The sequence below is a fragment of the Pseudomonas sp. GW821-FHT09H03 genome, assembly GCF_059415945.1.
In genome coordinates, this window is the sequence record NZ_JBWKOF010000001.1 from 254,832 (window position 1) to 281,190 (window position 26,359).

General features: G+C 60.4%; 29 protein-coding genes and 1 pseudogene. 12 read left to right on the forward strand and 18 right to left on the reverse strand.

What is annotated here, in order from left to right; genetic code table 11:
* Window positions 1-161 precede the first annotated feature (161 nt).
* From rhtB to AC07OG_RS01165, 3 genes are all read right to left on the reverse strand, one after another.
* Window positions 162-794 (reverse strand): homoserine/homoserine lactone efflux protein, encoded by a 633-nt coding sequence (rhtB, locus tag AC07OG_RS01155; RefSeq protein ID WP_060542512.1) that lies wholly within the window; start codon window positions 792-794, stop codon window positions 162-164.
* Window positions 795-890: 96 nt separating this feature from the next.
* Window positions 891-1,472 carry a mechanosensitive ion channel family protein gene (locus AC07OG_RS01160; protein WP_060542513.1) on the reverse strand — a complete coding sequence of 194 codons (582 nt, stop codon included), beginning with the start codon at window positions 1,470-1,472 and terminating at the stop codon, window positions 891-893.
* Window positions 1,472-3,382, reverse strand: coding sequence for an ATP-binding cassette domain-containing protein (locus AC07OG_RS01165; RefSeq protein WP_060542514.1), 1,911 nt, complete (start codon window positions 3,380-3,382; stop codon window positions 1,472-1,474). Before AC07OG_RS01165 ends, AC07OG_RS01160 begins: the two co-directional genes overlap by 1 nt.
* 50 nt (window positions 3,383-3,432) lie before the next feature.
* Between AC07OG_RS01165 and AC07OG_RS01170 the strand changes: the two genes are divergently transcribed.
* On the forward strand, window positions 3,433-3,897 hold the full coding sequence (locus tag AC07OG_RS01170) for a TIGR02444 family protein (protein ID WP_060542515.1): 465 nt from the start codon (window positions 3,433-3,435) through the stop codon (window positions 3,895-3,897).
* Here the strand turns inward: AC07OG_RS01170 and AC07OG_RS01175 are convergent.
* The gene (locus AC07OG_RS01175) at window positions 3,894-4,973 is read right to left on the reverse strand and encodes an AlgP family protein (RefSeq protein WP_495066018.1); all 1,080 of its coding nucleotides are present in this window, start codon (window positions 4,971-4,973) and stop codon (window positions 3,894-3,896) included. The two genes, AC07OG_RS01170 and AC07OG_RS01175, sit on opposite strands and share 4 nt — an antisense overlap.
* A gap of 192 nt (window positions 4,974-5,165) precedes the next feature.
* On the opposite strand from AC07OG_RS01175, the gene AC07OG_RS01180 reads away from it, so the two are divergent.
* Window positions 5,166-5,831 carry an FKBP-type peptidyl-prolyl cis-trans isomerase gene (locus tag AC07OG_RS01180; RefSeq protein ID WP_495066019.1) on the forward strand — a complete coding sequence of 222 codons (666 nt, stop codon included), beginning with the start codon at window positions 5,166-5,168 and terminating at the stop codon, window positions 5,829-5,831.
* A gap of 59 nt (window positions 5,832-5,890) precedes the next feature.
* Here AC07OG_RS01180 and AC07OG_RS01185 read toward each other — a convergent pair whose 3' ends face one another.
* From AC07OG_RS01185 to AC07OG_RS01220, 8 genes and pseudogenes are all read right to left on the reverse strand, one after another.
* Complete coding sequence (locus AC07OG_RS01185) at window positions 5,891-6,349, reverse strand: Rsd/AlgQ family anti-sigma factor (RefSeq protein WP_060542518.1); 459 nt, start codon at window positions 6,347-6,349, stop codon at window positions 5,891-5,893.
* 177 nt (window positions 6,350-6,526) lie between these two features.
* Window positions 6,527-7,078 (reverse strand): disulfide bond formation protein B, encoded by a 552-nt coding sequence (locus AC07OG_RS01190; protein WP_495066020.1) that lies wholly within the window; start codon window positions 7,076-7,078, stop codon window positions 6,527-6,529.
* Between the two features lie 240 nt (window positions 7,079-7,318).
* Entirely contained in the window at window positions 7,319-8,557 is a 1,239-nt protein-coding gene (locus AC07OG_RS01195; protein WP_218423593.1) for a heme biosynthesis protein HemY, read from the reverse strand.
* Window positions 8,554-9,699 carry a uroporphyrinogen-III C-methyltransferase gene (locus AC07OG_RS01200; protein ID WP_060542521.1) on the reverse strand — a complete coding sequence of 382 codons (1,146 nt, stop codon included), beginning with the start codon at window positions 9,697-9,699 and terminating at the stop codon, window positions 8,554-8,556. Before AC07OG_RS01200 ends, AC07OG_RS01195 begins: the two co-directional genes overlap by 4 nt.
* Window positions 9,700-9,715: 16 nt before the next feature.
* On the reverse strand, window positions 9,716-10,483 hold the full coding sequence (locus AC07OG_RS01205) for a uroporphyrinogen-III synthase (protein ID WP_495066021.1): 768 nt from the start codon (window positions 10,481-10,483) through the stop codon (window positions 9,716-9,718).
* Complete coding sequence (gene hemC, locus AC07OG_RS01210; RefSeq protein ID WP_495066022.1) at window positions 10,480-11,421, reverse strand: hydroxymethylbilane synthase; 942 nt, start codon at window positions 11,419-11,421, stop codon at window positions 10,480-10,482. The genes AC07OG_RS01205 and hemC overlap by 4 nt, the downstream gene beginning before the upstream one ends.
* A gap of 138 nt (window positions 11,422-11,559) precedes the next feature.
* Entirely contained in the window at window positions 11,560-12,306 is a 747-nt protein-coding gene (locus tag AC07OG_RS01215; RefSeq protein ID WP_060542524.1) for a LytR/AlgR family response regulator transcription factor, read from the reverse strand.
* A pseudogene (locus AC07OG_RS01220) lies at window positions 12,303-12,425 on the reverse strand (sensor histidine kinase); the annotation flags it as partial. The gene AC07OG_RS01215 and the pseudogene AC07OG_RS01220, both read right to left, overlap by 4 nt.
* Window positions 12,426-12,767: 342 nt before the next feature.
* On the opposite strand from AC07OG_RS01220, the gene argH reads away from it, so the two are divergent.
* Window positions 12,768-14,162: an argininosuccinate lyase gene (argH, locus tag AC07OG_RS01225; RefSeq protein WP_060542525.1), complete on the forward strand. Its 1,395-nt coding sequence runs from the start codon at window positions 12,768-12,770 to the stop codon at window positions 14,160-14,162.
* 104 nt (window positions 14,163-14,266) lie between these two features.
* Here argH and AC07OG_RS01230 read toward each other — a convergent pair whose 3' ends face one another.
* Window positions 14,267-14,926, reverse strand: a complete 660-nt coding sequence (locus AC07OG_RS01230) for a glutathione S-transferase family protein (RefSeq protein ID WP_495066023.1) — start codon at window positions 14,924-14,926, stop codon at window positions 14,267-14,269.
* A 125-nt stretch (window positions 14,927-15,051) separates the two neighbouring features.
* On the opposite strand from AC07OG_RS01230, the gene AC07OG_RS01235 reads away from it, so the two are divergent.
* The 3 genes from AC07OG_RS01235 (at window position 15,052) to AC07OG_RS01245 (ending at window position 18,956) form a co-directional block, all read left to right on the forward strand.
* A complete protein-coding gene (locus tag AC07OG_RS01235; RefSeq protein ID WP_046039010.1) occupies window positions 15,052-15,336 on the forward strand; it encodes a hypothetical protein in 285 nt (94 codons plus the stop codon).
* A gap of 336 nt (window positions 15,337-15,672) precedes the next feature.
* Complete coding sequence (locus AC07OG_RS01240) at window positions 15,673-15,918, forward strand: TIGR02647 family protein (RefSeq protein WP_060542527.1); 246 nt, start codon at window positions 15,673-15,675, stop codon at window positions 15,916-15,918.
* Window positions 15,919-16,112: 194 nt separating this feature from the next.
* Window positions 16,113-18,956, forward strand: a complete 2,844-nt coding sequence (locus AC07OG_RS01245) for a class I adenylate cyclase (RefSeq protein ID WP_495066024.1) — start codon at window positions 16,113-16,115, stop codon at window positions 18,954-18,956.
* A 4-nt stretch (window positions 18,957-18,960) separates the two neighbouring features.
* Here AC07OG_RS01245 and rnk read toward each other — a convergent pair whose 3' ends face one another.
* From rnk to cyaY, 3 genes are all read right to left on the reverse strand, one after another.
* Entirely contained in the window at window positions 18,961-19,371 is a 411-nt protein-coding gene (gene rnk / locus AC07OG_RS01250; protein ID WP_060542529.1) for a nucleoside diphosphate kinase regulator, read from the reverse strand.
* A gap of 205 nt (window positions 19,372-19,576) precedes the next feature.
* Window positions 19,577-19,849, reverse strand: a complete 273-nt coding sequence (locus AC07OG_RS01255; protein ID WP_495066025.1) for a DUF1289 domain-containing protein — start codon at window positions 19,847-19,849, stop codon at window positions 19,577-19,579.
* Between the two features lie 4 nt (window positions 19,850-19,853).
* On the reverse strand, window positions 19,854-20,186 hold the full coding sequence (cyaY, locus tag AC07OG_RS01260; protein ID WP_060542530.1) for an iron donor protein CyaY: 333 nt from the start codon (window positions 20,184-20,186) through the stop codon (window positions 19,854-19,856).
* A 329-nt stretch (window positions 20,187-20,515) separates the two neighbouring features.
* Here cyaY and lptM point away from each other — a divergent pair, with 329 nt between their 5' ends.
* The 6 genes from lptM to AC07OG_RS01290 are packed head-to-tail and all read left to right on the forward strand — an operon-like array spanning window position 20,516 to window position 25,132.
* Window positions 20,516-20,689, forward strand: a complete 174-nt coding sequence (gene lptM / locus AC07OG_RS01265) for an LPS translocon maturation chaperone LptM (protein ID WP_034147687.1) — start codon at window positions 20,516-20,518, stop codon at window positions 20,687-20,689.
* 12 nt (window positions 20,690-20,701) lie between these two features.
* On the forward strand, window positions 20,702-21,949 hold the full coding sequence (gene lysA / locus AC07OG_RS01270) for a diaminopimelate decarboxylase (RefSeq protein WP_495066026.1): 1,248 nt from the start codon (window positions 20,702-20,704) through the stop codon (window positions 21,947-21,949).
* 4 nt (window positions 21,950-21,953) lie between these two features.
* Window positions 21,954-22,784, forward strand: a complete 831-nt coding sequence (gene dapF, locus AC07OG_RS01275) for a diaminopimelate epimerase (protein ID WP_060542532.1) — start codon at window positions 21,954-21,956, stop codon at window positions 22,782-22,784.
* Window positions 22,785-22,797: 13 nt separating this feature from the next.
* A complete protein-coding gene (locus AC07OG_RS01280; protein WP_060542533.1) occupies window positions 22,798-23,523 on the forward strand; it encodes a DUF484 family protein in 726 nt (241 codons plus the stop codon).
* Between the two features lie 2 nt (window positions 23,524-23,525).
* Window positions 23,526-24,425: a tyrosine recombinase XerC gene (gene xerC, locus AC07OG_RS01285; RefSeq protein ID WP_218423585.1), complete on the forward strand. Its 900-nt coding sequence runs from the start codon at window positions 23,526-23,528 to the stop codon at window positions 24,423-24,425.
* Window positions 24,422-25,132 (forward strand): HAD family hydrolase, encoded by a 711-nt coding sequence (locus AC07OG_RS01290; protein ID WP_060542535.1) that lies wholly within the window; start codon window positions 24,422-24,424, stop codon window positions 25,130-25,132. Before xerC ends, AC07OG_RS01290 begins: the two co-directional genes overlap by 4 nt.
* A gap of 188 nt (window positions 25,133-25,320) precedes the next feature.
* Here AC07OG_RS01290 and sutA read toward each other — a convergent pair whose 3' ends face one another.
* Window positions 25,321-25,641 carry a dormancy-specific transcriptional regulator SutA gene (sutA, locus tag AC07OG_RS01295; RefSeq protein WP_060542536.1) on the reverse strand — a complete coding sequence of 107 codons (321 nt, stop codon included), beginning with the start codon at window positions 25,639-25,641 and terminating at the stop codon, window positions 25,321-25,323.
* 101 nt (window positions 25,642-25,742) lie between these two features.
* Complete coding sequence (locus AC07OG_RS01300) at window positions 25,743-26,168, reverse strand: secondary thiamine-phosphate synthase enzyme YjbQ (protein ID WP_495066027.1); 426 nt, start codon at window positions 26,166-26,168, stop codon at window positions 25,743-25,745.
* Window positions 26,169-26,359 lie beyond the last annotated feature (191 nt).

Sequence of the window (26,359 nt, forward strand, 5' to 3'; positions counted from 1 at the left end):
GAATGAATCTCAATTGGAAATACGAAGTAACATATTGTTCACTTCCAACGGCTTTCACTCAAGCTTTGTCGGTCTTTCTTGTTTCGACGGTCGCGACCGCGCGCTGATGCCGGCATCGAAAAAGGCGACCACAAGGGTCGCCTTATTTATACCTGACAGTTTTACACCGTGGCTTTGCGCAGCGTGGCCATGAAAGCCGCCGCACCGATGAACAGACCGGCAAAGGTCCGGTTCATGCGTTTCTGCTGCTGGGGTGTGCGCAGCAGACGCAGCACTCTGGATGCAAGCCCGGTGTAACCGGCCATGACGATCAGGTCCACGGTCACCATGGTCGCGCCGATGATCAGGTACTGAGCCAGCAGCGGCGCATGCGGGTCGATGAACTGCGGCAACACCGCCAGCATGAACACCAGAGCCTTGGGGTTGCTCATGTTCACCAGGAAGCCCCGGAACACCAGGACCAGCGGCTTGCCCATTGGGCGCACGGCCGAATCATCGCTCATGTCACTTGGCAGCGCGCGCCATTGCTTGACCCCGAGGTAAACCAGGTACGCAACACCAAACCACTTGATCGCATAGAAGGCCGTAGCCGAAGCAGCGAGGATCGCGCCCACGCCGGCACCGACAATCGCGATCTGCAACGCCAGACCCAGTTGCAGGCCCAGCGCATTCCAGTACCCGCGCCAGAAGCCGTATTGAAGACCGCTGGACATCGATGCGATAGCACCGGCACCGGGAGTAAAACTGATCAACCAACAGGCGGCAAAAAACGCCAGCCACGTTTCAAGCTCCATCGCACACCTCGGCTCTTACACGTCACAGACGTCTAAGCTAATGCGGCTTTGGAAAGTTGACTACGACTTTTTTGTAGGAATTGGTCGAATATGCGGCTACTTCTCGAAACCGCTCGCAGGGAACACGTCACTGCCGCGCCAGCGCCGTACCGAGCGCTGGAAGAACAGGCTATTGGGCACCTGGACCATGGCACTGCCAGTGCCAAGCTCTTCAGCTTCTATCAGCGTGGTGTAAAGCAGATTGATCGCCACCACTCGCCCCTTCACGCCGGGTTTGTCGGTGGTGTCCACCAGTTCGACCACATCTCCGAGGCGAAACGGGCCAACGGTGAAGATCAGGATCGCGCAGAGCAGGTTGGAGAGCACGCTCCACATGGCGAAAAACGCTACCGCGGCCACCGCCACGAAACCGGACAAGGCAGTCCAGAGCACCGTCGCCGACACCCCGAGGCGTTCCAGCACGAAGATCAACGCGCTGCCCATGATCAGCCAGCGCAGGCCGCCACGCAGCGGCATCAGCAACTGCGGCGGAAACGGATAGCGCTCGCCCAGTCGAGTCAGGCCCTTGGCAACGAACCGCTGGGCGAGGTAGCCGGCCAGCAGGATCATCAGGATCTGCACGCCGAGCCAGATCGGCTCGACCCAAACCTGCGGCAGAGGCAATCTGAAGGCATCCATCAGGACAACGCCTCCAGCTCCGCCTGCATGCTCTCCAGCAGTTCCAAGGCTTCCATCCAGGCCTCTTCCAGCTCTGCTTCACGCACTTTCAGTTTGGCCTGTTCGGCCAGCAGATCGCGCAATTCGTTCTTGCGCGCAGGCTCGTAGATATCACTGTCGCCAAGGCTGGTGTCGATCTTCGCGAGCTTCTCGTGCAGCTTGCCCAGTTCGGCTTCGAGCTTTTCCGCTTCACGCTTGTGCGGAGCCAGTTGCTGGCGCAAGGCAGCCGCAGCCTGACGCTGGGCCTTCTTGTCGGTCTTGTCCGGATTGACCGGCGTGGTGCTGACCGGCGCATTGCGCTGACGATAATCCACCAGCCAACGGGTGTAGTCTTCGAGGTCGCCATCGAACTCTTCGACCTTGCCGTCGGCCACCAGGAAGAAGTTATCGGTGGTGCTTTTGAGCAAGTGACGATCGTGGGAAACCACCAGCACCGCACCACTGAATTCCTGCAAGGCCATGGTCAGGGCCAGGCGCATCTCCAGGTCCAGGTGGTTGGTCGGTTCGTCGAGCAGCAGCAGGTTCGGCCGGTCCCAGGCGATCAGTGCCAACGCCAGACGGGCCTTCTCGCCACCGGAAAAGTTCAGAACCGGTTCATCGATGCGCGCGCCGCGGAAGTCGAAGCCACCCAGGAAGTCGCGCAGGGTCTGTTCGCGCTCAGTCGGTGCCAGGCGCTGCAGGTGCAGCAACGGGCTGGCCTTGGCGTCCAGCGAGTCGAGCTGGTGCTGGGCAAAGTAGCCCACGACGGTGTTCTCGCCACGGGTCAAGCGGCCGGCCAGCGGTTCAAGCTCTCCGGCGAGGTTCTTGATCAGGGTCGACTTACCGGCGCCGTTAGGGCCGAGCAGGCCAATTCGCGCGCCGGGGGTCAGTTGCAGCTTGACCTTCTCCAGCACGGTTTTGTCGCCGTAGCCCAAGCGCGCATCGGACAGGTCGATCAGCGGGCTGGAAATCTTCTGCGACTCGCGGAAAACGAAGTCGAACGGCGAATCGACGTGGGCCGCGGTCAGCTCCTCCATCCGCTCCAGGGCCTTGATCCGGCTCTGGGCCTGACGGGCCTTGGTTGCCTGGGCCTTGAAACGGGCGATGTAGCTTTCCATGTGCGCACGTTGCACCTGTTGCTTCTCGTAGGCCTGCTGTTGCTGGGCCAGACGTTCGGCGCGGGCGCGTTCAAAGGCGCTGTAGCCACCGCGATAGAGGGTGATCTTGCGCTGATCGACGTGGGCCACGTGATCGACCACGGCATCGAGGAAATCCCGGTCGTGGGAAATCAGCATCAGAGTGCCGGGATAGCTCTTGAGCCACTCTTCGAGCCAGATGATGGCGTCGAGGTCCAGGTGGTTGGTCGGTTCGTCGAGCAGCAGCAGGTCCGAAGGACACATCAAGGCCTGCGCCAGGTTCAGGCGCATCCGCCAGCCACCGGAGAAATCTCCGACCTGACGATCCATCTGCTCGTTGGTGAAGCCCAGGCCGGCCAGCAGCTTGCGAGCCCTTGCGTCGGCGGTGTAACCGTCGGCGCTATCGAGCTCGGAGTGGTAGCGGGCCTGTGCGGCACCGTCATGGGCCGCTTCGGCTGCTGCCAGGTCGCGTTGCACCTGGCGCAGGCGCAGGTCGCCATCGAGCACGTAGTCGACCGCCAGGCGCTCGAGAGTGTCTACCTCCTGGCGCATGTGGGCGATACGCCAGTCGGCCGGCAGGAAGCAATCACCCGAGTCAGGGTGCAGTTCGCCCCTGAGCAAGGCGAACAGGCTCGATTTGCCGGCGCCGTTGGCACCGATAAGGCCGGCTTTCTGGCCGGCGTGCAGGGTCAGCTCGGCGTCTTCTAGCAGACGTTGCGGGCCACGCTGTAAAGTCAGGTTCTGAAGTCGAATCATAATGGCGGCGGAGTCTACCAGCTTCGCTCGCAACTGGCGCGAGTAGCACTATGTCCTCTGACCTGTGGAGCTTTTCCCTGACCACTTATGCCCATCCGGGTGTTGAGCAGGCATGCCTGCAATTGCAATCGGCGGGGGCCAATGTGTGCCTGCTGCTGTGTAGTGCGTGGTTGGGACAACGAGGCGTGGCCTGCGAAGAGCAGCGCTTGCAGCAACTGCGCAGTGTAGCTGTCTCGTGGGACACCGATGTCGTGCGCCCGTTACGCGCCTTGCGCACACAGTGGAAGGCCGCGGCCACGCAAGACGCCGATTTGCAAAGCCTGCGTGAACAAGTGAAGGCGTTGGAGCTGGAAGCCGAACGGCATCTGTTGTTGCGGCTGGAGAGAGCGGCGCAGAGTTGGCCGCAAAATGCCGGGGCCGATCTATCGGCCTGGCTGGAAGGTGCGGCGGCCGAGGCCGCCCACCTGCACCGCGACGCGCTGCATCAGCTGCGAGTCGCGGTAACCGGCACTTAGGAAGCGCTGGTTGGGGTCGTTGCTGCGATCGATGCGGCGGCCGGCGTTGGCGCTGGCGTGGCTGTCGAGGTGGCTGCTGCCAGAGCAGACGTTGCTGCCGGAGCCGGGTTGGCTGGCTTGGCAACTGGCGCGCTGGCTGGCTTGGCGGCAACCGGTTTCTTCACTGCAGGTTTCGCTGCGGGTTTCGCTGCGGGTTTTGCAGCAGCCGGTTTGGCGGCTGGCTTGGCAGCGGCAGGCTTGGCGGCAACAGCTGGTTTCGCTGCAGCTGGTTTAGCGGCGGGTTTGGCAGCCGGCTTGGCAGCAGGTTTCGCCGCAGCGGTGCGGGCAGCTGGTTTAGCGGCCGGTTTTGCAGCTGGTTTTGCAGCCGGTTTAGCGGCGGCGGTTTTAGCCACGGGTGGCTTGGCAGCAGTGGCTCTTGCTGCGGCAGGTCGTGCGGCGGCTGGTTTGGCAGCCGTGGTTTTAGCCGCAGGTTTTGTAGCGCTGGCAGCAGCCGGTTTTCTCGCAGCCGGTTTGGCAGCCGGTTTGGCTGCGGCAGTTTTAGCTACCGGCTTGGCAGCGGCAGGTTTTGCAGCAGCAGGCTTGGCCGGTGCTTTCGCAGCAGCAGGCTTGGCCGGTGCTTTCGCAGCAGCGGGCTTGGCAGCGGCTTTCTTCGCAGGTGCCGCAGCAGGTTTGGCCGCACGCAGGGACAACACCTTGCCGACAGCCTCTTGTACACGACCGACGCCCTGGGCCAGTTTCAGGCTTTCTTGAGCATCGCGTTTGAGTTGCAGGATGTAGCCACGAGTTTCCGACTGACGATCTTTGAGAGCATCAAGCAACTCCTCGAGATCGGTCACCGCCCCCTTGGCTTTGGCTTGTGCCTTGGCTTTGCCGGCTGCCGCAGCGTCCTGCAATTTGGTGCGGGACTTATGCAGTTTTTCTTGCGCTTTTCCACGCTGCTTTTCCAGCTTGGCGAGCAATTTTTCAGCATCAGCCAAGGCTTCGGAACAAGCGGTTTCCAGATGCTCGAGCAAGCTGCTCGAGAGTTGTTGGAGCAAGTGCAACGGAGTGTTTACTGGCTTCTTGGTGGCCGACATGGTTTACCTCCTGGCTGAAGTGAGTGCGGCTCATACTAGACCTCTGCTGCAACCGCCGCTAGGGCATGTTGACACTATCGAAAGCGTTGTGTTGCAACGGACCGGAAAACTTCTTCGCCAACGCAAAAGCAGTTCACCGTAGCGCTCCTTCACACTGGCATAATCGCTCGCATTTCAGATCGGAGATTGCCCATGTCGCGCTACCTGTTTTTATCGCTGTGCGTGTTTTTTTCGGTAGCCCAGGCAGTCGAAAACACCCCGGAAAAAGAAGCTCACGATCTCGCTTACAGCCTGGGCGCCAGCCTCGGTGAGCGCTTGCGCCTGGAGGCACCGGACCTGCAACTTCAGGCTCTGATCGAAGGCCTGCAACAAGCCTATCAGGGCAAGCCACTGGCCCTGAAAGACGAGCAGATCGAACAGATCCTGACGGAGCATGAAGCCCGGGTATCCATGCCGTCAGCTGAACCGCAGAGCGAAGCGGCGCTGGAAAAAGAGCACCGTTTTCTTGCCGAAGAAAAAGCCAGGCCAGGCGTGCGTGAGTTGGCAGATGGTGTGCTGTTGACCGAGCTGTCGCCAGGCAATGGTCCCAAGGCAGGCCCCAATGGCAAGGTACAAGTTCTGTACATTGGTCGCTTGCCTGACGGCACGGTTTTCGACCAGAACAATCAACCCCAATGGTTCAGTCTCGACAGTGTGATTGCAGGATGGCGAAGCGCACTGCAAAACATGCCGACAGGGGCGAAATGGCGACTGGTCATTCCATCGGCTCAAGCCTACGGCGCCGACGGTGCCGGCGACGTCATTGCACCCTTCACTCCGCTGATATTCGAAGTCGAATTGCACGGCGCAACCAGCTGACTGCAGATATGAAAACGGCGTGCCGTGGCACGCCGTTCCCGGGGCTTGCGGGAAACAATTCAGGCCTGAACCGAATCGACTTCCTTGTGAGCGGTGTGCAGCACTTCGATCAGACAGTCTTCCAGTTCGAAGCGTTCGTGCAACAGCCCGCCCAGTTCCTTGAATTTTTCGACGACGCATTTGCCTTCATCGCAAAGGTCGTTGAATGCGAGCAGCTTTTCGGTGATGACATCGATGCGCGGGTAGAGAGTCTCGGCGAGCTCCAGACCACGCTTGTCATTGAAGGCCTTGGCCTCCCCTGTCAGCTGTTCGTAGATCTCGAAATGCCCCGCCGACACGTAATCGACCAGCACGCCGCAGAACTCCTGCAAGTGCTTTCGATTCGTGGACAGTGCCTGCGGATCGGCTCCGAGCTTGTCGTATGCATCGATCAGCTCCTTGCGCTCCTGCAACCAGCGGTCGATAAGCAGGTGCACTCCACCCCAGCGTTCCTGAGCATTCTGACAACTTTCGAGCATGGTGATCTCTCTTCCCTTGTGGGTCAGCTGCTCTGTGCCCGTTCGCCTCTTGTCACATCGGTGGGCGGTCAGGCAGAGCGTCATCGAGCAACATAATTCCAATGACACGTGCGGGCCAGATTATGCCCGCGCGACACTGGCTTCAAGGTACGCAGGCGACAAAGTTCATACAAGTGTTTAATCACTTCGCAACGATCGGTGCGACGACTCGCCGCCGAGCGGTCGCTGATAGCTGATCCAGACGAGGCGCACCAACTGATAGACACTCAGAATCATCATCGGGACGAAGAACAATAAACTCCACTCCGCGATGCTCAGATCGAACAAGGTCCAGGAAATTTCCACACAATCGACCGTGCCCTCAAACATTTGTCGTACCGCAGTCAGCCACGATGAGGAAGCGAAAGCATCGGCCTGACCAGGCAAGCAGGTCGACAGGTGAGCTGCCGGATCACTTTGCAGCAATACTTGCCGCCCTGCCGTGACCGTCCCGGCGAGGCTGGAGAACAGTCCGAGCAGCCAGTACAGAAAACTCCCGACGCGGGACGGCCCGTGGACCGAAGCCATCAGGCAGACACCCGTAAAGAATGCCAGGCAAATCCGCTGCAGCACACACAAGCCACAGGGCCGCAGACCGACCACGTACTCAAGATAATAGGAAACACCCAGCGCCAGGGCACCCGCAATGAAAGCCATGAAGAACAAGGAGCGTGAGCAGGCCAAAGACATGGCTTTTCCAGTAACAGTTGAGACCGGTAGTTACGGTAGAGGAAAGCGCTCCGGCCTTTCAAGGCAGGTTGTCAGGGACACTTCAGCAGGGGTGTACGGATTTCTCGACACAGCGAGGGGATTAATGGAGTTCTGTCGTAGGACTTTTCTGATAAGGCCCGGGAAGGTCCAAATCCTACGCGTTCATCAATTTTGCAGCAGCTGGCGCCGGTCTCGCCAGTTGCTACAACAATGCGTACTTCAAGCGCGTGCGGGCACCGGCAAGGGAGCCGCGAGCAAGCGTTCATCCAGCAAGCCCAGGCCCTCCTGAAACAGCTGGTTGCTGCGCTCGGTATCACCCATTTGCGCAAGCAGCCGCGCCAGCTCGGCACAGGCTTCCGGATTACGCTGCACACGCAGGCTGCTCTCCAGATAGTCCCGGGCCTTGCCCCACAAACTGCTTTGCAGACAAAGCCGCCCCAGGGTCAACAGAAGGCTCGGATCAGCCGGGTGATCCTTCAGCCAGCCTTCGGCAGTCTGCAACTGGCGGGCTGGATCAGCGCCGCGAGTCAAACCGTAAAGACGCGCCAGATGGCTGCTGTATTGACGCTTGAGCGCCGTGCGCAGAACCTCCTCGGCCTCGACCTGAGCCCCCAGTTGACGCAACTGCTCAGCATAAGCGAGCACCAGCTGTGGTTCCTGACGCTGGGCCGAAGTCAGTTGCTGCCAAGCGCGCTCGAGCGACTGCAAACCGACCGTTCCATCTTCTTCGCGCTGCGCCGCCAACGACAGATTCGCGCCCCAGGCTCGACGTTCCAGATCGGCGAGTTCGGACGCTGGCAAGACTTTGTCCTTGCGCAGCTCCGGCAGCAGACGGATCACTGCCGACCAGTCCCCCCGCTGCTGATGCAATCGTTGCAACTGGCGCAGGGCTTGCGCATTACGGGGATGACGTTCGTGCATGGCTTGCAGGGTCGTCAGCGCGCCTTCCGTATCACCACGGTCCGTCTGTAACTGGGCATGAGTCAGGGCAATGGCCAACTCGGCCTGGGGTTGACGCTCGAGTGCGCGCTCCAGCAAGTTGTCACTTTCCTCATAGTGCCCTTGTTCGTTGGCGGCACGGGCAGCACCAAGATAGTAAAGCAGTGGCTGGCGCTCGGCTTCGGCGGCCCGAGACAAATGGCGTTGCGCGCTGGCCCAGCGCCCCTCGGCCAAATCCAGCTGACCGTGCTCGATCGCCACTTGCACCCGGCGACTTCGATTACGCCGCGACCACGGATTGACCACGCCACTGGAGGTCATCACCAGTTCGATCAATGCCTTGATGCTCCAGACCACCAGCCACAACACCGCCACCAGCGCCAAAGTTGCCCACAGGCTCGACTCATAGCGGAAAGACTTGTAGGCCACCAGCACATAACCGGAATGTTCGGCAATCGCCAACCCGAGTGCAGCTGTAGCGGCGATAACGAGAAACACGATCACATAAAGACGTTTCATGGCGTCGCCTCCTGCGCAGGATTAGCGGCAGGTTTGGCCATTGGCTTGATCGAGTCCTCGGCGTTGACGTTGCGCCGCTCCAGATAGCCCTGCACCGCGCTCAGCGTGCCGGTCAGGTCTGGTGTGATCACGGAGACGGGCTGCTTGCTCAATTCAACAACCTGCTCAAGCATCACTTTGCTTTGCGGGTTGTCCGGGTTGAAGTTGCCCTGGAGTACGTCCCGCGCTTCATCCAGCGCCTGGGTGTAAACCGCTGCCTGACCGTTGAGCGCAGCCCATTGCGCCTGCTCCAGCGCCAGGCTCAGGGCCAGGCGCACCTGGCTCAGGCTTTGACCGGCCAGCAGGGGGCGAACATTTTTGTCGGCATTGAAATCGATACGGATATAGCGTGAGATCTGATCCCACCACTGCGCCCAACGACTGGCACCGTCGCCATCGGCAGTCAGGCCCAGCAGGGAATCGCCACGATCCTTGTACTCGGGTGCCAGCTCAGTGAGGCTGATCACCTGGTCACGCAGCGCGCCCAGACGCAGGAACAACCCGGTGCGATCCGGCTGATCGGTGCTGCGCAAGGCCACCAGGGTTTTGGCCACTTGCTCGCGGGCAGCGAAGGAGCCGGGATCATTTTGCTCGCGCAGAATTTCATCGGCGCCCTGCACCAACGCCTGGGCGCTGCTGATGTCCTGCAATGCAGACAGGCGCAGGCTGGCCAGTCTCAGCAAGTGCTCGGCCTCGGCCAGGCGCCAGTCCTTGCGGCTGGCGCCAAGGACGGTTTCCAGTCGTTGATTCAATCGCTGCTGATCACCCTGCAGCTGCGTCACCAGACGGCGGCGCTCTTCCAGTTCATCGACGCCGGGCAATTGCTCAAGGCGTGCACTCAGGCGCTGCTCGCTGAGCTTGAGGCTTTGCGCCTCGTCGCTCAAAGCTTGCACCCGACTCAGTTGCTGCTGAGTGGTCGCCTGCAGGTGCCGTACCTGCCAGACACCCCAGCCGCCCACCGCGACACCGACAGCACCAATCAACAGCGCGACTATTGCCAGCCCGTTGCCCTGGCGCTGTACCGCAGCAGGTGGCGGAGTTTCATCAACCGGTGCATCAAGCACTGGCCGGACGTCATCTTTAGGCAAGGCAGTTTCGCTCACGTATCCATCCTTTGCGTTAGAAAACGGGCACGGGGTGCTCCCGTAACGCCGTCAGCAAGGCCGCGGCATTGGCGCCACGACAATCCACAACAGTTTCAGCCCCGGCGGCACGGGCCATCTCGGCGACCCTGGGGCTTGGTACAAACACCGGCAACCGCGCCAACTGCGGCCACGCAGTGCCAGCCAGTCGATGCAGATGCTCAAAACCTTGTCCACTGCTGACCACCAGCCCGTTCAGGCGTTCCGCTTCGATCTGCCGGGGCAGAGCGGCTGGCGGGTATTGCGGCAGGTCGCGGCGGTATAACTCCAGATACTCGACACTAGCACCAAGCGCACGCAAACGCTCAGCCAGCAACTCGCGCCCACCCTCCCCGCGCAGGATCAGCACGCGCGCATCGGGCTGCGCGATAGCCTGGCGCAATACGCAAAGTTCGAGCAAGGCTTCGCTGTCATCACCCTCGGCGGGAAAGCTGACGTCCAGGCCGCGCTCTTGGAGTATCTGCGCGGTGGCCGCACCGACGCTGAACCACTTGATGCGCGGTGGTTGTGGCCAATATTGGTTGAGCAGTTCAAGACCGATCCGGGCGGCCGGCTTGCTGACGACGATCACGGCACAGTAACGATCCAGCGTCTGTACCACCTGGCGCATTGTGTCAGTAGCCGCAATCGGCACGATGTCCAGAAGCGGCAGGCAGCTACTGAAAATATCGCTTTGCGCCAAAAAACGGCTCAGCGCTGCCGACTCATCCGCCGGACGCGTCAGCAACAGGCGCCAACCGGTCACTCGTGGCCTGCCTCGCCATAGACCGCCTTGAGTATATCGTCGGCACCCTGGCTCAGAAGATCTTCAGCAACTTGCACGCCCAGCGCCTCGGCATCGCTACGCGGTGCACGGGCTTGCGCACTGAGCAGCAGACCACCGCTCGGATCGCCTACCAGTCCACGCAACCAGACCTGATCGCCCTCAAGCACGGCGTAACAGGCAATCGGCACCTGGCAACCGCCATTCAAATGTTTATTGAGGGCGCGCTCGGCAGTCACGCGGGTGGCCGTATCCTGGTGATGCAGCGGTGCCAGCAAGGCATGGATCTCGCTGTCGGCAGTGCGACATTCGATGCCCACCGCACCCTGCCCGCCGGCCGGCAGGCTGTCGTCGACACTGATGGCCGAGGTGATGCGGTCTTCAAAGCCCAGGCGAATCAGCCCCGCTGACGCAAGGATGATGGCGTCGTATTCACCGGCATCGAGTTTCGCCAGGCGGGTATTGACGTTGCCGCGCAGGAAGCGGACTTCCAGATCCGGACGCCGGGTCAGTAACTGGGCCTGACGGCGCAGACTGGAGGTGCCGACGATGCTGCCCTCGGGCAAGTCATCGAGGCTCGCGTAGGTGTTGGAAACGAAAGCATCGCGCGGGTCTTCACGCTCGCAAATGCAGAACAGTCCCAGACCTTCGGGGAAGTCCATCGGTACGTCTTTCATGGAATGCACGGCGATGTCGGCTTCGTTTTCCAACAGCGCGGTTTCCAGTTCCTTGACGAACAGTCCCTTGCCACCGATTTTCGACAGCGGCGAGTCGAGCAGCTTGTCGCCACGGCTGACCATGGGCACCAGGGTCACGAGCAGACCCGGGTGGGCGGCTTCAAGACGGGCTTTGACGTATTCGGCCTGCCACAGGGCAAGCGCGCTTTTGCGGGTGGCGATGCGGATTTCGCGAGTGGACATGGATCAATCCGTACTGAATAGATACGGCGGATAATAACAGCTCAGCCAAATCCACTTTGACTTGTATCAGATACTGCCCGGCCTCCCTGGCCCCGGATGTCCGGCAATCGGGTGTGCAATCCGCCTGTAAATGGCGAATTAAAGCTGTTGCATCATTTTTCGCACGCCAGCTACATGGCGCCGGCTGACGATCAGGGCATCACCATTGAGGCCTTTGAGAAACAGCTGGAAATGCCCCAGGGGTGTGCGCTGCAATCGTTCGATGCGCTCACGGGCGACCAAGGCGTTGCGATGGATGCGCACAAAACGGTCGCCGAACTCGTCTTCAAGAGCCTTGAGCGGCTCATCGAGCAGCACTTCGCCGCCTTCGTGGCGCAAGGTCACGTATTTGTGGTCGGCAATGAAATAGACCACCTGATCCAGCGGAATCAGCTCGATACCCTTACGGGTCCGGGCGCTGATATGGCTGCGCGGGCCGCTGCCGCTGTCGGCAGCAGGGCGGGTCAGTGCGGCGAGCTGAGCGCGGTTGGGGCGTTCGGCTCTCTTTAATGCGTCATGTAACTGTTCAGTTCTCACAGGTTTCACCAGATAGCCTACGGCGCTGGCCTGTAAGGCTTCCACGGCAAATTCATCGGGCCCGGCGCAAAATACTACGGCGGGCGGTGTTTCGCGTTCGCATAAACGCGCGGCCACTTGCAGGCCATCGAGACCCGGCATGCGAATATCGAGCAACACGATATCCGGTCTATGGCTGTCAATCAGTGCCAAGGCCTCTTCGCCATTCGTGGCGCTGGGCTCCAGGACACTGTATCCCTCGAGTTCGCCAACCATTCGGCTCAGGCGCTCGCGGGCCAGGGTTTCGTCATCAACGATCAGGACATTCATATTGCGCTGGATTCCTGCGTGAGTCTCGCACAAGGATAGCGTAGACAGGTGAAGTGACGTCTGTCACCGCGATCCACGCTAAGACTAGCGCGAGCGTCAAAAAGTGCCGCGAATCCGGCGGCTAAATTTTCATCCGCCGGGCGATTGGCGGTCCATGCCCGCACTGGCGATACATCGCCAAAGGGTTTGTTGATACGCAATCTGAACACCCCCCCTCTTCTTATAGCCTGCAGCCGCACAAAGGAGTGCGCCGATCCTACTTTCCAACTGTAGACGGTTGGCGGGACGTTATTGCTCAATTGGTAAATATCGTGTTGCAAAATTGCACAGGACCTGGCCCGAGCGGGCTCGCATTGCGAAAAAAAACCGGTCGACCAGCGTCAACGCCAGCAATGACAACCCTGCTATTATCCGCGCCAGCGTTCCACGCCTTCTTACTTCAAGCCGATACGAGCGAATTCATGAGCACTGACAAGACCAATCAGTCCTGGGGCGGCCGCTTCAGTGAACCCGTCGACGCCTTCGTCGCCCGCTTCACCGCCTCCGTCACTTTCGACCAGCGCCTGTATCGCCACGACATCATGGGCTCGATCGCCCACGCCACCATGCTGGCCAAGGTCGGCGTGCTGACCGATGCCGAGCGCGACAGCATTATCGATGGCCTGAAGACCATCCAGGGCGAAATCGAGGCCGGGCAGTTCGACTGGCGCATCGACCTCGAAGATGTACACATGAACATCGAAGCGCGCCTGACCGACCGCATCGGCGTCACCGGTAAAAAGCTGCACACCGGTCGCAGCCGTAACGACCAGGTCGCGACCGACATCCGCCTGTGGCTGCGTGACGAGATCGACCTGATCCTGGCCGAGATCACCCGCCTGCAAAAAGGCCTGCTGGAACAGGCCGAGCGCGAAGCCGCCAGTATCATGCCCGGCTTCACCCACTTGCAGACTGCACAGCCGGTGACCTTCGGCCACCACATGCTGGCCTGGTTCGAAATGCTCAGCCGCGACTACGAACGCCTGGTCGACTGCCGCAAACGCACCAATCGCATGCCTTTGGGCAGCGCCGCTCTTGCCGGCACTACTTACCCTATCGACCGTGAATACACCGCTCAACTGCTGGGTTTCGACGCGGTGGGCGGCAACTCGCTGGACAACGTTTCCGATCGCGACTTCGCCATCGAGTTCTGCTCGGCCGCCAGCATCGCCATGATGCACCTGTCGCGCTTCTCCGAAGAACTGGTGCTATGGACCAGCGCGCAATTCCAGTTCATCGATCTGCCGGACCGTTTCTGCACCGGCAGCTCGATCATGCCGCAAAAGAAAAACCCGGACGTGCCAGAGCTGGTGCGCGGTAAGACCGGCCGGGTGTTCGGCGCACTGATGGGCCTGCTGACCCTGATGAAAGGCCAGCCACTGGCCTATAACAAGGATAACCAGGAAGACAAGGAACCGCTGTTCGACGCCGCCGATACCCTGCGCGACTCGCTGCGGGCCTTTGCCGACATGGTTCCGGCGATCAAGCCCAAGCACGCCATCATGCGCGAAGCGGCCCTGCGCGGTTTCTCCACCGCCACCGACCTGGCCGACTACCTGGTACGTCGTGGCCTGCCTTTCCGTGACTGCCACGAAATCGTCGGCCATGCCGTGAAGTACGGTGTGGACAGCGGCAAGGACCTGGCGGAGATGAGCCTGGAAGAACTGCGCAAGTTCAGCGACCAGATCGATCAGGACGTGTTCGCCGTACTGACCCTGGAAGGCTCGGTGAATGCCCGCAACCATATCGGCGGCACTGCACCGGCGCAGGTGAAGGCTGCCGTGGTTCGCGGCCAGGCGTTGCTCGCCAGCCGCTAAAAGCTTCGCGGGCAAGCCCGCTCCCACAGGGTCAGGTGTATTCAACACTTTCCACTGTGGGGGCAGGCCAGCCTGCGACGACTGACTTCAGCACACTATAAATTTCACTTCCTGGACGCGATCATCGCCATAAATGCTGGCATCGCCGCTTCCTTGTCCGCTGCGATTTTCTGCACATTCGGGTTCTGCTCCAGCTTCTCCAGCAGCGCCTTGGCTGCCGGCAGTTCTTCCAACAGATCAATTCCAAACAGCTTTTTGGCAACTGCACAGGCCAGCGGCACGCTGTAAAGGAAGTACAGATCCGCCACGCTCAGGCTGTCGCCGGCCACGTAAGGACTGAATTTTCCGTGGCGGCCCAGGGCCGCGATTCCCTGTAGCAGTTCGGCCTTGGTCTTTTCCTTGATCGCCTCTGGCACTGGCGTACCAAAAAACGCCTCGCCGTAGCAGGCACGGCCCGGCAGTTCGAGGTACAGCTCGATTTCCTTGGCCAACGCCAACACCTGCGCACGTTCGAATGGATCTGTCGGCAACAGCGGTGTGCCCTTCTGGCTCTGTTCGATGTACTCGAGAATCACGCTGGTCTCATTGATGAAACCCTGCTCTACCTTCAACACCGGGACCTTTCCACGCGGGCTGATAGCCAGTGCCTCGGGGCTGGTGCCTGCGTAAAAAGGCACTTCTTCAAATGGCAGGCCTTTTTCCAGCAGCGCCAGTTTGACCATGTTGTAGTAGTTACTGACGGAGAATCCATAAAGCTTGATCATCACAAAGCCTCCAGGCCGTGCGGGGGTTGGCGGTGCCTGTTTATAGAACGCCTGTGCGTTTCTTGCCAGCAGCATCACGCACCTGAATGCGGGTAAACTGGCCGCCTTTCCCTGAGGAGCCTGCCATGAGCGAGCCAACCGATATCGACAACGACGAAGAAGAGTTCGCCGAAAGCACCCTGATCCAGGCCATCGAAAACCAGATCGAAAGCGACAACCCTCCGGCGGCCAAAGCCACCTTCAACAAGCTGACGCTGGTGGGCTACGAGCGCGAAGAAATCCTTAATTTGATGGCCCACGTATTAGCGGTGGAAATCGACGCGATCCTCGAAGAAGACCGCGCGTTCAACACCGAATGGTACGAGGCGGCGCTGCGTGCGCTGCCAGAGTTGCCCCCGGAAAAGCAGTAGGCATCGACACCGATTCCTGTGGCGAGGGGGCTCGCCCCCCGTTGGGTCGCCAAGCGACCCTCCAACAATTTCGCGACTGCTGCCCAGCAAAAACAGGGCGATTCGGCGTTCCTGCAGGCCCCCTCGCCACAGCGAAGCGAGCCTCACACAATTTGTTGCCAATCATGCCTGCCACCTTTCAGCCCCTGACTACACTGGGTAAACGCCGCTGCCTCGCAGCCGGCCGGGGAATGCATCCCAAGACAAAAAATCCCTGTCGCAAGCACTGGACATGCCGCGCAAGTGAGCTCACCTTAGTGGCGCTGTCGTCCAATTCCTAGAAAGTCTGGAGTCCTTATGTCGCTTACCCCTGAGTTGGTTGCCGAACTGGAAATCCTCGCACTCTTCAACCTGGACAGTTCCCAGGAAGGTTTGAAAATTCATCAGACCGCTGCTCCAAAAGCTATTGCCGCTGCCCAACGCCTGTTCGAAAAAGAATTGATCGATCAACCTGATGGCGGCTACCTGACCAGTCTGGGTCGTGACGCCGCGCAGAATGTGCAAACGCTCCTGACCATACTGAGCGTCCAGGAAACCGCCTGAATTTCGCCGTATAGCCCACGGAAAACCACATCAGAGGATTTCCGCGGGCTTGCTCTTTGACTTGCCATCGGCAAGCGATGGAAATCTGACGTCAAAATCACAAAATCAGCTTAAAAATCCCGGAGCCGAGGCGCTACACTGCGACTCATCCCGAGATTCCTTCCTCCGAGCCCTGCGAGCCGGTTTGAGCTGACATGACGAGCAACCATGAAATCCGCCCCGATCTGGACGAGGGAATCGACCGCAAGGTACTCGGCCAGCTGCGAGCACGCTTTCTGAAGCTCAACGAAGGTCGTCTGGCACGGGCCATGGAAGGGCTGTCGACACGCCAGCAAGGGGTTTTGACCCTGCTGCCGCTGTTTTTTCACGTCAATCATCCGTTGTTGCCAGGCTACGTTTCAGGCAGTACGCCGGCCGGGCTGTCGAAATTCGAGCCCGATGCCAATGTCCTCGCCGAAGCCCAGCGCCTGACCCGGTCCTTTTCCTACAAGCCACGCCATGGCAGCAATCCGCCGCGACCGATTCACGGCCTGTTCCTGATGGGCAGCCTCGGCACCCTGGCACAGGCCGACCAGAGCGATATGGATGTATGGGTCTGCCACGCTCCGGATCTGAGCGAAAGCGAACTCAACGAACTGCGCAAGAAATGCCAGTTGCTCGAAACCTGGGCGGCCAGCCAGGGAGCCGAGGCGCACTTCTTCCTGATTGACCCGACCCGATTCGTGCGCGGCGAACGCGATACCCAACTGAGCTCGGAGGATTGCGGAACCACCCAGCACTATCTGTTGCTGGACGAATTTTATCGAACCGCCATATGGCTGGCCGGACGCACACCGATCTGGTGGCTGGTACCGGTCTACGAAGAATCGAGCTACGACCGTTACACGCACACGCTGCTTTCCAAGCGCTTCATCCGTGCCGATGAAACCCTTGACCTGGGCAATCTGGCCTTGATCCCGCCAGGGGAGTTTATCGGCGCCGGGCTTTGGCAACTGTTCAAGGGCATCGAGTCACCCTACAAATCAGTGCTGAAGTTACTGCTGACCGAGGTTTACGCCAGCGAACACCCCAGGGTCCACTGCCTGAGCCTGCGCTTCAAACAAGCGGTGTTCGCCAATCAGCTCGACCTCGACGAGTTGGACCCCTACATCGTGGTATACCGGCGCATCGAGGAATACCTCATCGCCCGTAACGAACCGGAACGCCTGGAACTGGTGCGCCGCGCGCTGTACCTGAAGGTCAACCGCAAACTGACCGGCACCAGTCGAGCCCAGAGCTGGCAACGCGCATTGCTCGAGCGCCTGGCCCGGGAATGGCACTGGGATCAACGTCAGCTGGCACTGCTCGATAGCCGCAGCCAGTGGAAGGTTCGCCAGGTCAGCTCCGAGCGCACGGCCCTGGTCAACGAACTCAATTACAGCTACCGCTTCCTCACCCGGTTCGCCCGCCATGAACAGACCGCCAGCCGCATCAACAAGCGCGACCTCAGTGTGCTGGGCCGGCGCTTGTACGCAGCCTTCGAGCGCAAGACAGGCAAGGTCGAATTCATCAATCCCGGTATTGCTCCGGACCTGGCCGAAGACACCTTGACCCTGGTGTATGCGCCAAACCGCAAAGAGCCCGGGCAAGGCCAGTGGGGTTTGTACAACGGCAGCCTGACGGCACTGGAGTGGGAACATTTCGCGCCGATCAAACGCAGCCGCCATTTGCTGGAACTGCTCACCTGGTGCCATCGCAACGGCGTGATCGACAGCAGTACCCGCCTGGCCTTGCACCCCGGCAGCAGCGATTTGAGTGAGTTTGAACTGTTCAACCTGCTCGGCAGCCTGCAACAGAGCATTGCCCTGCCCCTTGCCACTGTCGCCGAAGAGCCTTTGCTACGCGCCAGCGTGCCAAGCGAGGTACTGATTCTGGTGAACGTCGGCGTCGACCCGCTCAAGCACCATCGTGATCTGAACATCCTGATGACCACCGAGCGCACCGACTCCCTGAGCTACGCAGGCGTGCGCGAGAATCTGGTCCTGACCCTGGATCAGGTCACGATCAACAGCTGGAACGAAGTGCTGGTCAACCACCATGATGGCCCCAACGCCTTGCTCGACTGCATACGCGACTACCTCAACAATCTGCCGGTCGGTGCGCAACAGCCGAGGCTGCGAGTGCGGTGCTTCTGTCATAACCGCGCGCCATTCATCGCGCAACGGGTGGAAGAAACCCTCGATACCGCACAGAACCTTCTACTGAGCCGACTCAACTACCGCTACCTGATACAGGTCCAGCAGCACTACCATGTGCTGGAACTGATACCCGGTCAGGTCAATCACGTCGCCCTCGCCACGCTGTCAGCGCTGATCGACTATCTGGGTAAGGAGTTGACCCGCTACAGCCCGCTACACCTGGATGCCATGGCGCTGGAAGATCATGACCTCGCACTGTTGCTGCCGATGGGCCAGCCAGACTGCGTTCAAGTGTTCTATCGGGTCAATGAAGACCTGGTCGATCTTTACGTGCTCGATGAGTTCAATGCCCTGTGGCAGCAACGCCTGCCCTGGCACGATGAGCAAAGCCTGCTGGTGCCGTTGCAGCGGTTCCTGCAATCGATCCAATACCGGCGCGATGCCTTGTTGCCGATGGCCGCCGCCCAACCCCTGAATCTGGATACGTTGTATTGCCAATTATTGCCGTCTGGCCAAGGCAGGGCGCGCCGGATCGAACCCCGACCAGCACCGCAAACCCCTGCCAACAAAGCGTTTTACGATGTCCAGGCGATCATCGGCAAAGCCGCACCTGGCCAGGTGCGGGTGACGTTGTACTGCAATCAACGGGAATTTTCGGAGTTGGAGCATGGCAACCAACTGTTCAGCGCGGTCGCCCGGGAAATCATCGGGCAGCGCCGGGAAACCGAACGCTACCGCTGCTATATCACCGACCTGGACCTCTCAGGCCTGCTCCGTGACGGGTCGGGATCCACTCATTTGTATCTGCGCTATAAAGCCGACCTGGAGCGCGCACTGAACGAGGCGCTCGATCAGGTCTGAGGGATCATTCCGGGAATGCGCCGCCATTGGCCGGCTGCGATTCCACTTCAAGCAGGGTCAGTTTCAGGGTCTTGCCGCCTGGAGCCGGCCAGTCGATATGCTGACCCACCTTCAGGCCCAGCAACGCGCTGCCCACTGGCGCCAGGATCGAGATCTTGCCTTCATCGGCGTTCGCGTCCTTCGGGTACACCAGCGTCAGGTGATAGTCCTTGCCACTGCCTTCTTCGCGACAGTGCACACGGGAGTTCATGGTCACGACATCGGCGGGCACTTCATCGTGACCAACCAGAGTATCGGCGCGATCCAGTTCGGTTTGCAGCGCGATAACGCCCGGCAGCGTGTCATCCAGGCTTTCGATCAGGCGCTCCAGACGTTGCACGTCCAGACGGGTAAGAGTGATGGAAGGTGCGGTCATGATCAGGGCAGACTCCTTTCTTCTGCACGAAAAAAGCAAAACCCCGCCAGAAGAAGACGGGGTTTTCACAAGCCTCGATGGGTTGAGGCGTATCCGGACACTATCACAGCTCAATAAATATACAAGCTGGGCGATCCAGCGGTCGCCAGGTCTTTCGTGGCGAGGTGGCTTGCCCCCACTGGGTTGCGTAGCGACCCCAGAATCTTTACGACTGCTTCACAGCCGAACGGGGCGATGCGGCGTTCCGACAAGCCCCCTCGCCACAAAAGGCTTTACGATGGGCTGCCTGCTCACAAATCACCCGCCGGCGCTGATCATCGGCCGAGCGCCACTCGCGAATATCTTCGACATGGCGAAAACAGCCCAGGCAGACTTTCTGCTCGTCCAGGCGGCACACACCGCTGCATGGTGAAGGCACCGCCGGGCTGACATTGCTGTAAAGCGGTTTGGGTGCACGGACGGGGGTTGTTTCAGTCACGAAATTACAGGCCTTCGAAGTCGAGTTCGACGTCGGCCTGTTGCTTGACGATGCGCTCGAGCATTTCGCCCAACTGCTCTTCGCTCTTGTCACACATCCAGCGCTCGCTTTCTTCGTCGTAATCAAAGTGGAAGCCACCGGACACTGCCGCCAGCCACAGCTGACGCAGCGGCTCCTGACGACTGAAGATCAGTTGGCTGCCGTTTTCAAACTTTACGGTCAGTACACCCGCCGAACTCTCCAGGTCGATATCCAGGCCACTGTCATCAAAGATGTCCTCCAGCGTCTGCTGTGTGGCATCGACCAGGTCATGGAAACGCGCTTCGGACAAACTCATTACGGCAACCTCAAAAAGTGTCTGATCAGGCTCAAGCGCCGCAAGATACGACCGAGCCCCGTCGATTGCAAAGAATAACGAATAAGCGCCATACCATTACATCCAACACTGATCCCTGTGGGAGCGGGCTTGCTCGCGAATGCGGCGTATCAGGCAGCATCAATGTCGACTGACACTACGCCTTCGCGAGCAAGCCCGCTCCCACAGGGGATCGCAACTGGCCTGCCGACATCAGCCGGACCCCGCCGGACGGGCGGTCCGTTGCATAGGCAAGCTGACGGGTGGCCGGTATACTCCGGCGCAATTAACGCATTTTCAAGGATTTCGCCATGAAGCGCCTGATCTCTTCCCTTGCTGCGCTCCTCGCGGTTGCCTGCCTTGTGTCGGCCTGCGGTCAAAAAGGCCCGCTGTACCTGCCCGATGAAGACCAGGACCCTGCCGAGCAGGCTCAGTCCTCGCAAAAGCAGCCGTCCAAAGCACACAAGCACGACGTCTACCAATAATAAGGGAACCTCATGGACGCTTTTAACTACCGTGACGGTGAACTGTTCGCCGAAGGTGTTGCCCTGTCTGCCATCGCCGAGCGCTTTGGCACACCGACCTACGTTTACTCGCGCGCGCACATCGAAGCCCAGTACCTGGCCTACGCCGATGCGCTGGCCGGCATGTCGAGCCTGGTTTGCTTTGCCGTCAAAGCCAACTCCAACCTGGGCGTACTGAATGTCCTGGCGCGCCTTGGCGCCGGTTTCGACATCGTTTCCCGTGGCGAGCTCGAACGTGTTCTGGCTGCCGGCGGCAGCGCCGACAAGATCGTCTTCTCCGGCGTCGGCAAGACCCGTGACGACATGCGTCGCGCACTGCAAGTCGGCGTGCACTGCTTCAACGTCGAATCCACCGACGAGCTGGAACGCCTGCAAGTGGTCGCCGCCGAGCTGGGCGTTCGCGCGCCGATATCGCTGCGCGTCAACCCGGACGTCGATGCCGGCACTCACCCGTACATCTCCACCGGCCTCAAAGAGAACAAGTTCGGCATCGCCATCGCTGACGCCGAAGACGTGTACGTGCGTGCCGCGCAGCTGCCGAACCTGGAAGTGGTTGGCGTCGATTGCCATATCGGCTCGCAACTGACCACCCTGCCACCGTTCATCGATGCCCTCGACCGCCTGCTGGGCCTGGTCGACCGCCTCGGCGACTGCGGTATCTACCTGCGCCACATCGACCTCGGTGGTGGCCTGGGCGTACGTTATCGCGACGAAGAACCGCCACTGGCTGCCGACTACATCAAGGCCGTGCGCGAGCGCCTCGACGGTCGTGACCTGGCACTGGTATTCGAGCCGGGCCGCTTCATCGTGGCAAACGCCGGCGTGCTGCTGACCCAGGTCGAGTACCTAAAGCACACCGAGCACAAGGACTTCGCCATCGTCGACGCGGCCATGAACGACCTGATCCGCCCGGCACTGTATCAAGCCTGGATGGACGTCACCGCCGTACGCCCGCGTGACACTGCTGCCCGCGCCTACGACGTCGTCGGCCCGATCTGCGAGACCGGCGATTTCCTGGCCAAGGATCGTCAGCTGGCCCTGGAAGAAGGCGACCTGCTGGCTGTGCATTCGGCCGGCGCCTATGGGTTTGTCATGAGTTCCAACTACAACACTCGTGGCCGCGCCGCCGAAGTGTTGGTGGACGGTGATCAGGCATTTGAAGTGCGTCGCCGTGAAACGGTAGCCGAGTTGTTTGCTGGCGAAAGCCTGCTGCCGGAGTAAAACCATGCTGCTGCGTTTTACCAAGATGCACGGCCTGGGCAACGACTTCATGGTCCTTGACCTGGTCAGCCAGCACGCGCATATCCTGCCCAAGCACGCCAAGCAATGGGGCGACCGGCATACCGGCATCGGCTTCGACCAGTTGCTGATCGTCGAGGCGCCGAGCAATCCGGACGTGGATTTCCGTTATCGGATCTTCAATTCCGACGGCTCGGAAGTGGAACAGTGCGGCAACGGTGCGCGCTGCTTCGCCCGCTTCGTCCTCGACAAGCGCCTGACCGCAAAACGGCAGATCCGCGTCGAAACCAAAAGCGGCATCATCGAGCTGGATGTGCGCAACGACGGGCAGATCAGCGTCAACATGGGCGCCCCGCGCCTGGTACCGGCCGAGATTCCATTCCAGGCTGCGGATCAGGCCTTGAGTTACCAGGTCGACGTCGATGGCAACCCGGTCGATCTGGCCGCCGTATCGATGGGCAACCCCCATGCCGTACTGCGCGTCAGCGACATCAACAATGCACCGGTGCATGATCTGGGTCCGAAAATCGAGCATCACCCGCGCTTCCCGGCGCGGGTCAATGTCGGTTTTCTCCAGGTGATTGACCGCAGCCGCGCGCAGTTGCGCGTCTGGGAGCGCGGGGCCGGGGAAACCCAGGCCTGCGGTACCGGCGCCTGTGCCGCAGCAGTGGCCGCGATCAGCCAGGGGTGGATGGATTCGCCGCTATTGATCGACCTGCCTGGCGGGCGCCTGTCCATTGAGTGGGCAGGCCCAGGCCAACCGGTGAAGATGACCGGCCCGGCAGTCCGCGTATACGAAGGACAAGTGCGTCTTTGAGCGAGCGAAATCCATGACCGACAAGCCTCAGGTACCCGCACGAAAAGCCGACGAATCTGCGCCCGAAAGCCTGGAGGCGGCGGCTGTTGCCGCGTACCTGGAGGCTCATCCGGACTTTTTCATCGAGCACGAAGAACTGCTCCCGGCCTTGCGTATTCCCCATCAGCGCGGTGACACCATTTCGCTGGTGGAACGGCAGATGACCATCCTGCGCGACCGCAACATCGAGTTGCGTCATCGCCTCTCGCATTTGATGGATGTGGCCCGCGACAATGACCGGCTGTTCGAAAAGACCCGCCGCCTGATCCTTGCGCTGATGGACGCCACCAGCCTCGAAGACGTAGTGATCTGCGTCGAAGACAGTCTGCGCCAGGATTTCCAGGTGCCCTTCGTCAGCCTCATCCTGCTGGGCGACAACGCCATGCCAGTCGGCCGCTGGGTCACCCACGCCGAAGCGCAGGTGGCCATAGGCGGTTTGCTCTCGGAAGACAAAAGCGTCAGCGGCAGTCTGCGCGAGCATGAACTGGACTTCCTGTTCGGTGAGGATCAGCGCAAGCAGATCGGCTCCACCGCCGTCGTCGCCATCAGCCATCAGGGCATCCACGGTATCCTGGCCATCGCCAGCCGAGATCCACAGCAATACAAAAGCTCAGTAGGCACCTTGTTCCTGAGCTACATCGCCGAAGTCATGGGCCGCGTGCTGCCACGGGTCAACAGCAACCTGCGCTCGGTACGCTGACCATGGAACGGCAACTGGACGCTTACTGCGAACACCTGCGCAGTGAGCGGCAGGTGTCGCCGCACACTTTGTCGGCTTACCGCCGCGACCTCGATAAAGTGCTCGGCTGGTGCGTCAAGCAGAACATCGACAGCTGGGCGGCGCTGGATATCCAGCGCCTGCGCAGCCTGATCGCCCGCCTGCATGCCCAGGGCCAGTCGTCCCGCAGTCTGGCGCGTTTGCTGTCGGCGGTCCGCGGGCTTTATCACTACCTCAACCGCGAAGGCCTGTGCGATCACGACCCGGCCAATGGTCTCGCGCCACCTAAAGGCGAGCGCCGCCTGCCGAAGACCCTCGACACCGACCGCGCCTTGCAACTGCTTGAGGGTGCAGTGGAAGATGACTTTCTGGCCCGTCGTGATCAGGCGATCCTGGAACTGTTCTACTCTTCCGGGCTGCGACTTTCGGAGCTGACCGGGCTGAATCTCGACCAGCTCGATCTGGCCGACGGGATGGTCCAGGTGCTCGGCAAAGGCAGCAAGACCCGGTTGCTACCCGTGGGGAAAAAAGCTCGTGAGGCGCTGGAACAGTGGCTGCCATTACGAGCCCTGGCCAACCCGGCGGACGATGCGGTGTTTGTCAGCCAGCAAGGCCAGCGCCTGGGCCCACGGACGATCCAGCGTCGGGTCAAGGCAGCCGGCGAACGCGAGCTAGGGCAGAACCTGCACCCACACATGTTGCGACACTCTTTCGCCAGCCACATGCTGGAGTCTTCCCAGGACCTGCGGGCCGTACAGGAATTGCTCGGTCACTCGGACATCAAGACCACGCAAATCTATACCCACCTGGATTTCCAGCACCTGGCAACGGTCTATGACAGCGCCCACCCACGGGCCAAACGCATGAAAGGCGATGATTCATGAGCATTCAGTTGATCACCTTCGACCTCGACGACACCCTGTGGCACACCGCTCCAGTGATCGTCAGCGCCGAAGCCGTTTTGCGTGAATGGCTGAGCGAACATGCTCCTGCCCTGGGGGCGGTGCCGGTGGAACATCTGTGGGCCATTCGCGAACGCATCCTGAGCATCGAGCCGAACCTCAAGCATCGCATCAGCGCCCTGCGTCGACGGGTGTTGTTCCAGGCGCTGGAAGAAGCCGGTTACGCTCACGCAGTAGCGTCCGACCTGGCCGACCAGAGTTTCGAAGTGTTTTTGCACGCCCGCCACCAACTGGAAATTTTCCCGGAGGTGCAGCCGACGCTGCAAGTACTGGCCAACCATTACACCTTGGGCGTGGTCACCAACGGCAACGCTGATATCCGGCGCCTGGGGCTGGCGGATTATTTCAGGTTTGCGCTGTGCGCCGAAGACATCGGCATCGGCAAACCGGATGCGCGATTGTTCCATGAGGCGTTGCAGCGTGGAGACGCCACTGCCGAGACGGCAGTACATATTGGCGACCATCCGGGCGACGACATTGCCGGTGCCCAGCAAGCAGGGCTGCGGGCGATCTGGTTCAACCCGGCGGGCAAGGCCTGGGAAGCCGAGCATCTGCCGGATGCAGAAATCCGCAGCCTGACCGAGTTGCCGGCGTTGTTGGCGCGGTGGAACCCCAGACACCCGGCCTGAAATCACACACATCCCCTATGGGAGCGAGCCTGCTCGCGATGAGGCCGTCACATTCAAAATTGATCCTGCCTGACCCACCGTTATCGCGAGCAGGCTCGCTCCCACAAGGAGATTGTCGGCGTATCCTCGATTTTCAGGCATGAAAAAGCCCGCAGCGACGGCGGGCCTTTTCAGTAAGCAAGACAGCCTCAGATAGGCCGGCTGCCGTACTTGTTGTCAGGCTTCTTGGGAGGATCGGCGACCACATTGGCCTCCACTTCCTGCACCTTGCCGCCGCGAGCCAGGAACTCTTCCATGGCCTTGGCCAGGGCGTCTCGTTCCTTGTTCTTGGCTTCGACACTCGGCAGCTCATCGACCGATACCGCTGCCTTGGCTTTGCCTTTGGCGGTCGGAACGGGCGCATCACCGCCGTCGTCTTCAGCGACGTCTTCCGCCGCTGCTTCCAGACCTTCTTCGGTTTCGTCGTCGCCTACTTCGAGGTCGTCGTTTTCCAGATCATCGTCGCTCATGTTCTACCTCATGACTTGCGAAAAGCAGATTAGTTATAGCCCAGCTTTGCCCTCTGTCGAAGGCTGCCGGAAAAAATTCAACAACCGCTGCTGACCAGCGGTTATGCCACTTCACCGTGCACGGTGGCGAGGACTTTACGAGCACCGCCATGATCACGGTGCTCGCCCAGATAAACGCCTTGCCAGGTACCCAACGCCAGCCTGCCTGCCGAAATCGGCAAACTGAGCTGACAGCCAAGCACGCTGGACTTGAAGTGCGCCGGGAGGTCGTCCAGGCCTTCGTCGTTATGCTCATAGCCGTCTGTTCCTTGTGGGATCAGACGATTGAAAAATCGTTCGAAGTCGCGACGTACCGCCGGATCGGCGTTCTCGTTGATGGTCAACGACGCCGAGGTATGCTGCAGCCACAAGTGCAACAGACCGACCCGACACGCCTTGAGTTCAGGCAGGCCGGCGAGTAACTCGTCCGTTACCAGATGAAAGCCCCGGGGCCTCGCCCGCAGGGTAATCAGAGTCTGTTGCCACATACAGTTCTCCGCACGTTCGGGGCGCATTCTAGCGTGCTCTGGGAAAAAACAAAGGCCCTAATATTCCTTCAATCATGTAAGCCTTCGACCGCACAAAAACACCGGACATCGACGACATACAACTTGCAGGTAAAAACCCTTCAGCCGCTAGTTGAATGACTAATTCCAGACAAAAAAATGCCCGGCAAGCC

Coding starts and splice junctions, on each gene's coding strand:
- rhtB (WP_060542512.1), bottom strand. CDS start 794: ATGGAGCTTGAAACGTGGCTGGCGTTTTTTGCCGCCTGTTGGTTGATC.
- AC07OG_RS01160 (WP_060542513.1), bottom strand. CDS start 1,472: ATGGATGCCTTCAGATTGCCTCTGCCGCAGGTTTGGGTCGAGCCGATC.
- AC07OG_RS01165 (WP_060542514.1), bottom strand. CDS start 3,382: ATGATTCGACTTCAGAACCTGACTTTACAGCGTGGCCCGCAACGTCTG.
- AC07OG_RS01170 (WP_060542515.1), top strand. CDS start 3,433: ATGTCCTCTGACCTGTGGAGCTTTTCCCTGACCACTTATGCCCATCCG.
- AC07OG_RS01175 (WP_495066018.1), bottom strand. CDS start 4,973: ATGTCGGCCACCAAGAAGCCAGTAAACACTCCGTTGCACTTGCTCCAA.
- AC07OG_RS01180 (WP_495066019.1), top strand. CDS start 5,166: ATGTCGCGCTACCTGTTTTTATCGCTGTGCGTGTTTTTTTCGGTAGCC.
- AC07OG_RS01185 (WP_060542518.1), bottom strand. CDS start 6,349: ATGCTCGAAAGTTGTCAGAATGCTCAGGAACGCTGGGGTGGAGTGCAC.
- AC07OG_RS01190 (WP_495066020.1), bottom strand. CDS start 7,078: ATGTCTTTGGCCTGCTCACGCTCCTTGTTCTTCATGGCTTTCATTGCG.
- AC07OG_RS01195 (WP_218423593.1), bottom strand. CDS start 8,557: ATGAAACGTCTTTATGTGATCGTGTTTCTCGTTATCGCCGCTACAGCT.
- hemC (WP_495066022.1), bottom strand. CDS start 11,421: ATGTCCACTCGCGAAATCCGCATCGCCACCCGCAAAAGCGCGCTTGCC.
- AC07OG_RS01215 (WP_060542524.1), bottom strand. CDS start 12,306: ATGAATGTCCTGATCGTTGATGACGAAACCCTGGCCCGCGAGCGCCTG.
- argH (WP_060542525.1), top strand. CDS start 12,768: ATGAGCACTGACAAGACCAATCAGTCCTGGGGCGGCCGCTTCAGTGAA.
- AC07OG_RS01230 (WP_495066023.1), bottom strand. CDS start 14,926: ATGATCAAGCTTTATGGATTCTCCGTCAGTAACTACTACAACATGGTC.
- AC07OG_RS01235 (WP_046039010.1), top strand. CDS start 15,052: ATGAGCGAGCCAACCGATATCGACAACGACGAAGAAGAGTTCGCCGAA.
- AC07OG_RS01240 (WP_060542527.1), top strand. CDS start 15,673: ATGTCGCTTACCCCTGAGTTGGTTGCCGAACTGGAAATCCTCGCACTC.
- AC07OG_RS01245 (WP_495066024.1), top strand. CDS start 16,113: ATGACGAGCAACCATGAAATCCGCCCCGATCTGGACGAGGGAATCGAC.
- rnk (WP_060542529.1), bottom strand. CDS start 19,371: ATGACCGCACCTTCCATCACTCTTACCCGTCTGGACGTGCAACGTCTG.
- cyaY (WP_060542530.1), bottom strand. CDS start 20,186: ATGAGTTTGTCCGAAGCGCGTTTCCATGACCTGGTCGATGCCACACAG.
- lptM (WP_034147687.1), top strand. CDS start 20,516: ATGAAGCGCCTGATCTCTTCCCTTGCTGCGCTCCTCGCGGTTGCCTGC.
- lysA (WP_495066026.1), top strand. CDS start 20,702: ATGGACGCTTTTAACTACCGTGACGGTGAACTGTTCGCCGAAGGTGTT.
- dapF (WP_060542532.1), top strand. CDS start 21,954: ATGCTGCTGCGTTTTACCAAGATGCACGGCCTGGGCAACGACTTCATG.
- AC07OG_RS01280 (WP_060542533.1), top strand. CDS start 22,798: ATGACCGACAAGCCTCAGGTACCCGCACGAAAAGCCGACGAATCTGCG.
- xerC (WP_218423585.1), top strand. CDS start 23,526: ATGGAACGGCAACTGGACGCTTACTGCGAACACCTGCGCAGTGAGCGG.
- AC07OG_RS01290 (WP_060542535.1), top strand. CDS start 24,422: ATGAGCATTCAGTTGATCACCTTCGACCTCGACGACACCCTGTGGCAC.
- sutA (WP_060542536.1), bottom strand. CDS start 25,641: ATGAGCGACGATGATCTGGAAAACGACGACCTCGAAGTAGGCGACGAC.
- AC07OG_RS01300 (WP_495066027.1), bottom strand. CDS start 26,168: ATGTGGCAACAGACTCTGATTACCCTGCGGGCGAGGCCCCGGGGCTTT.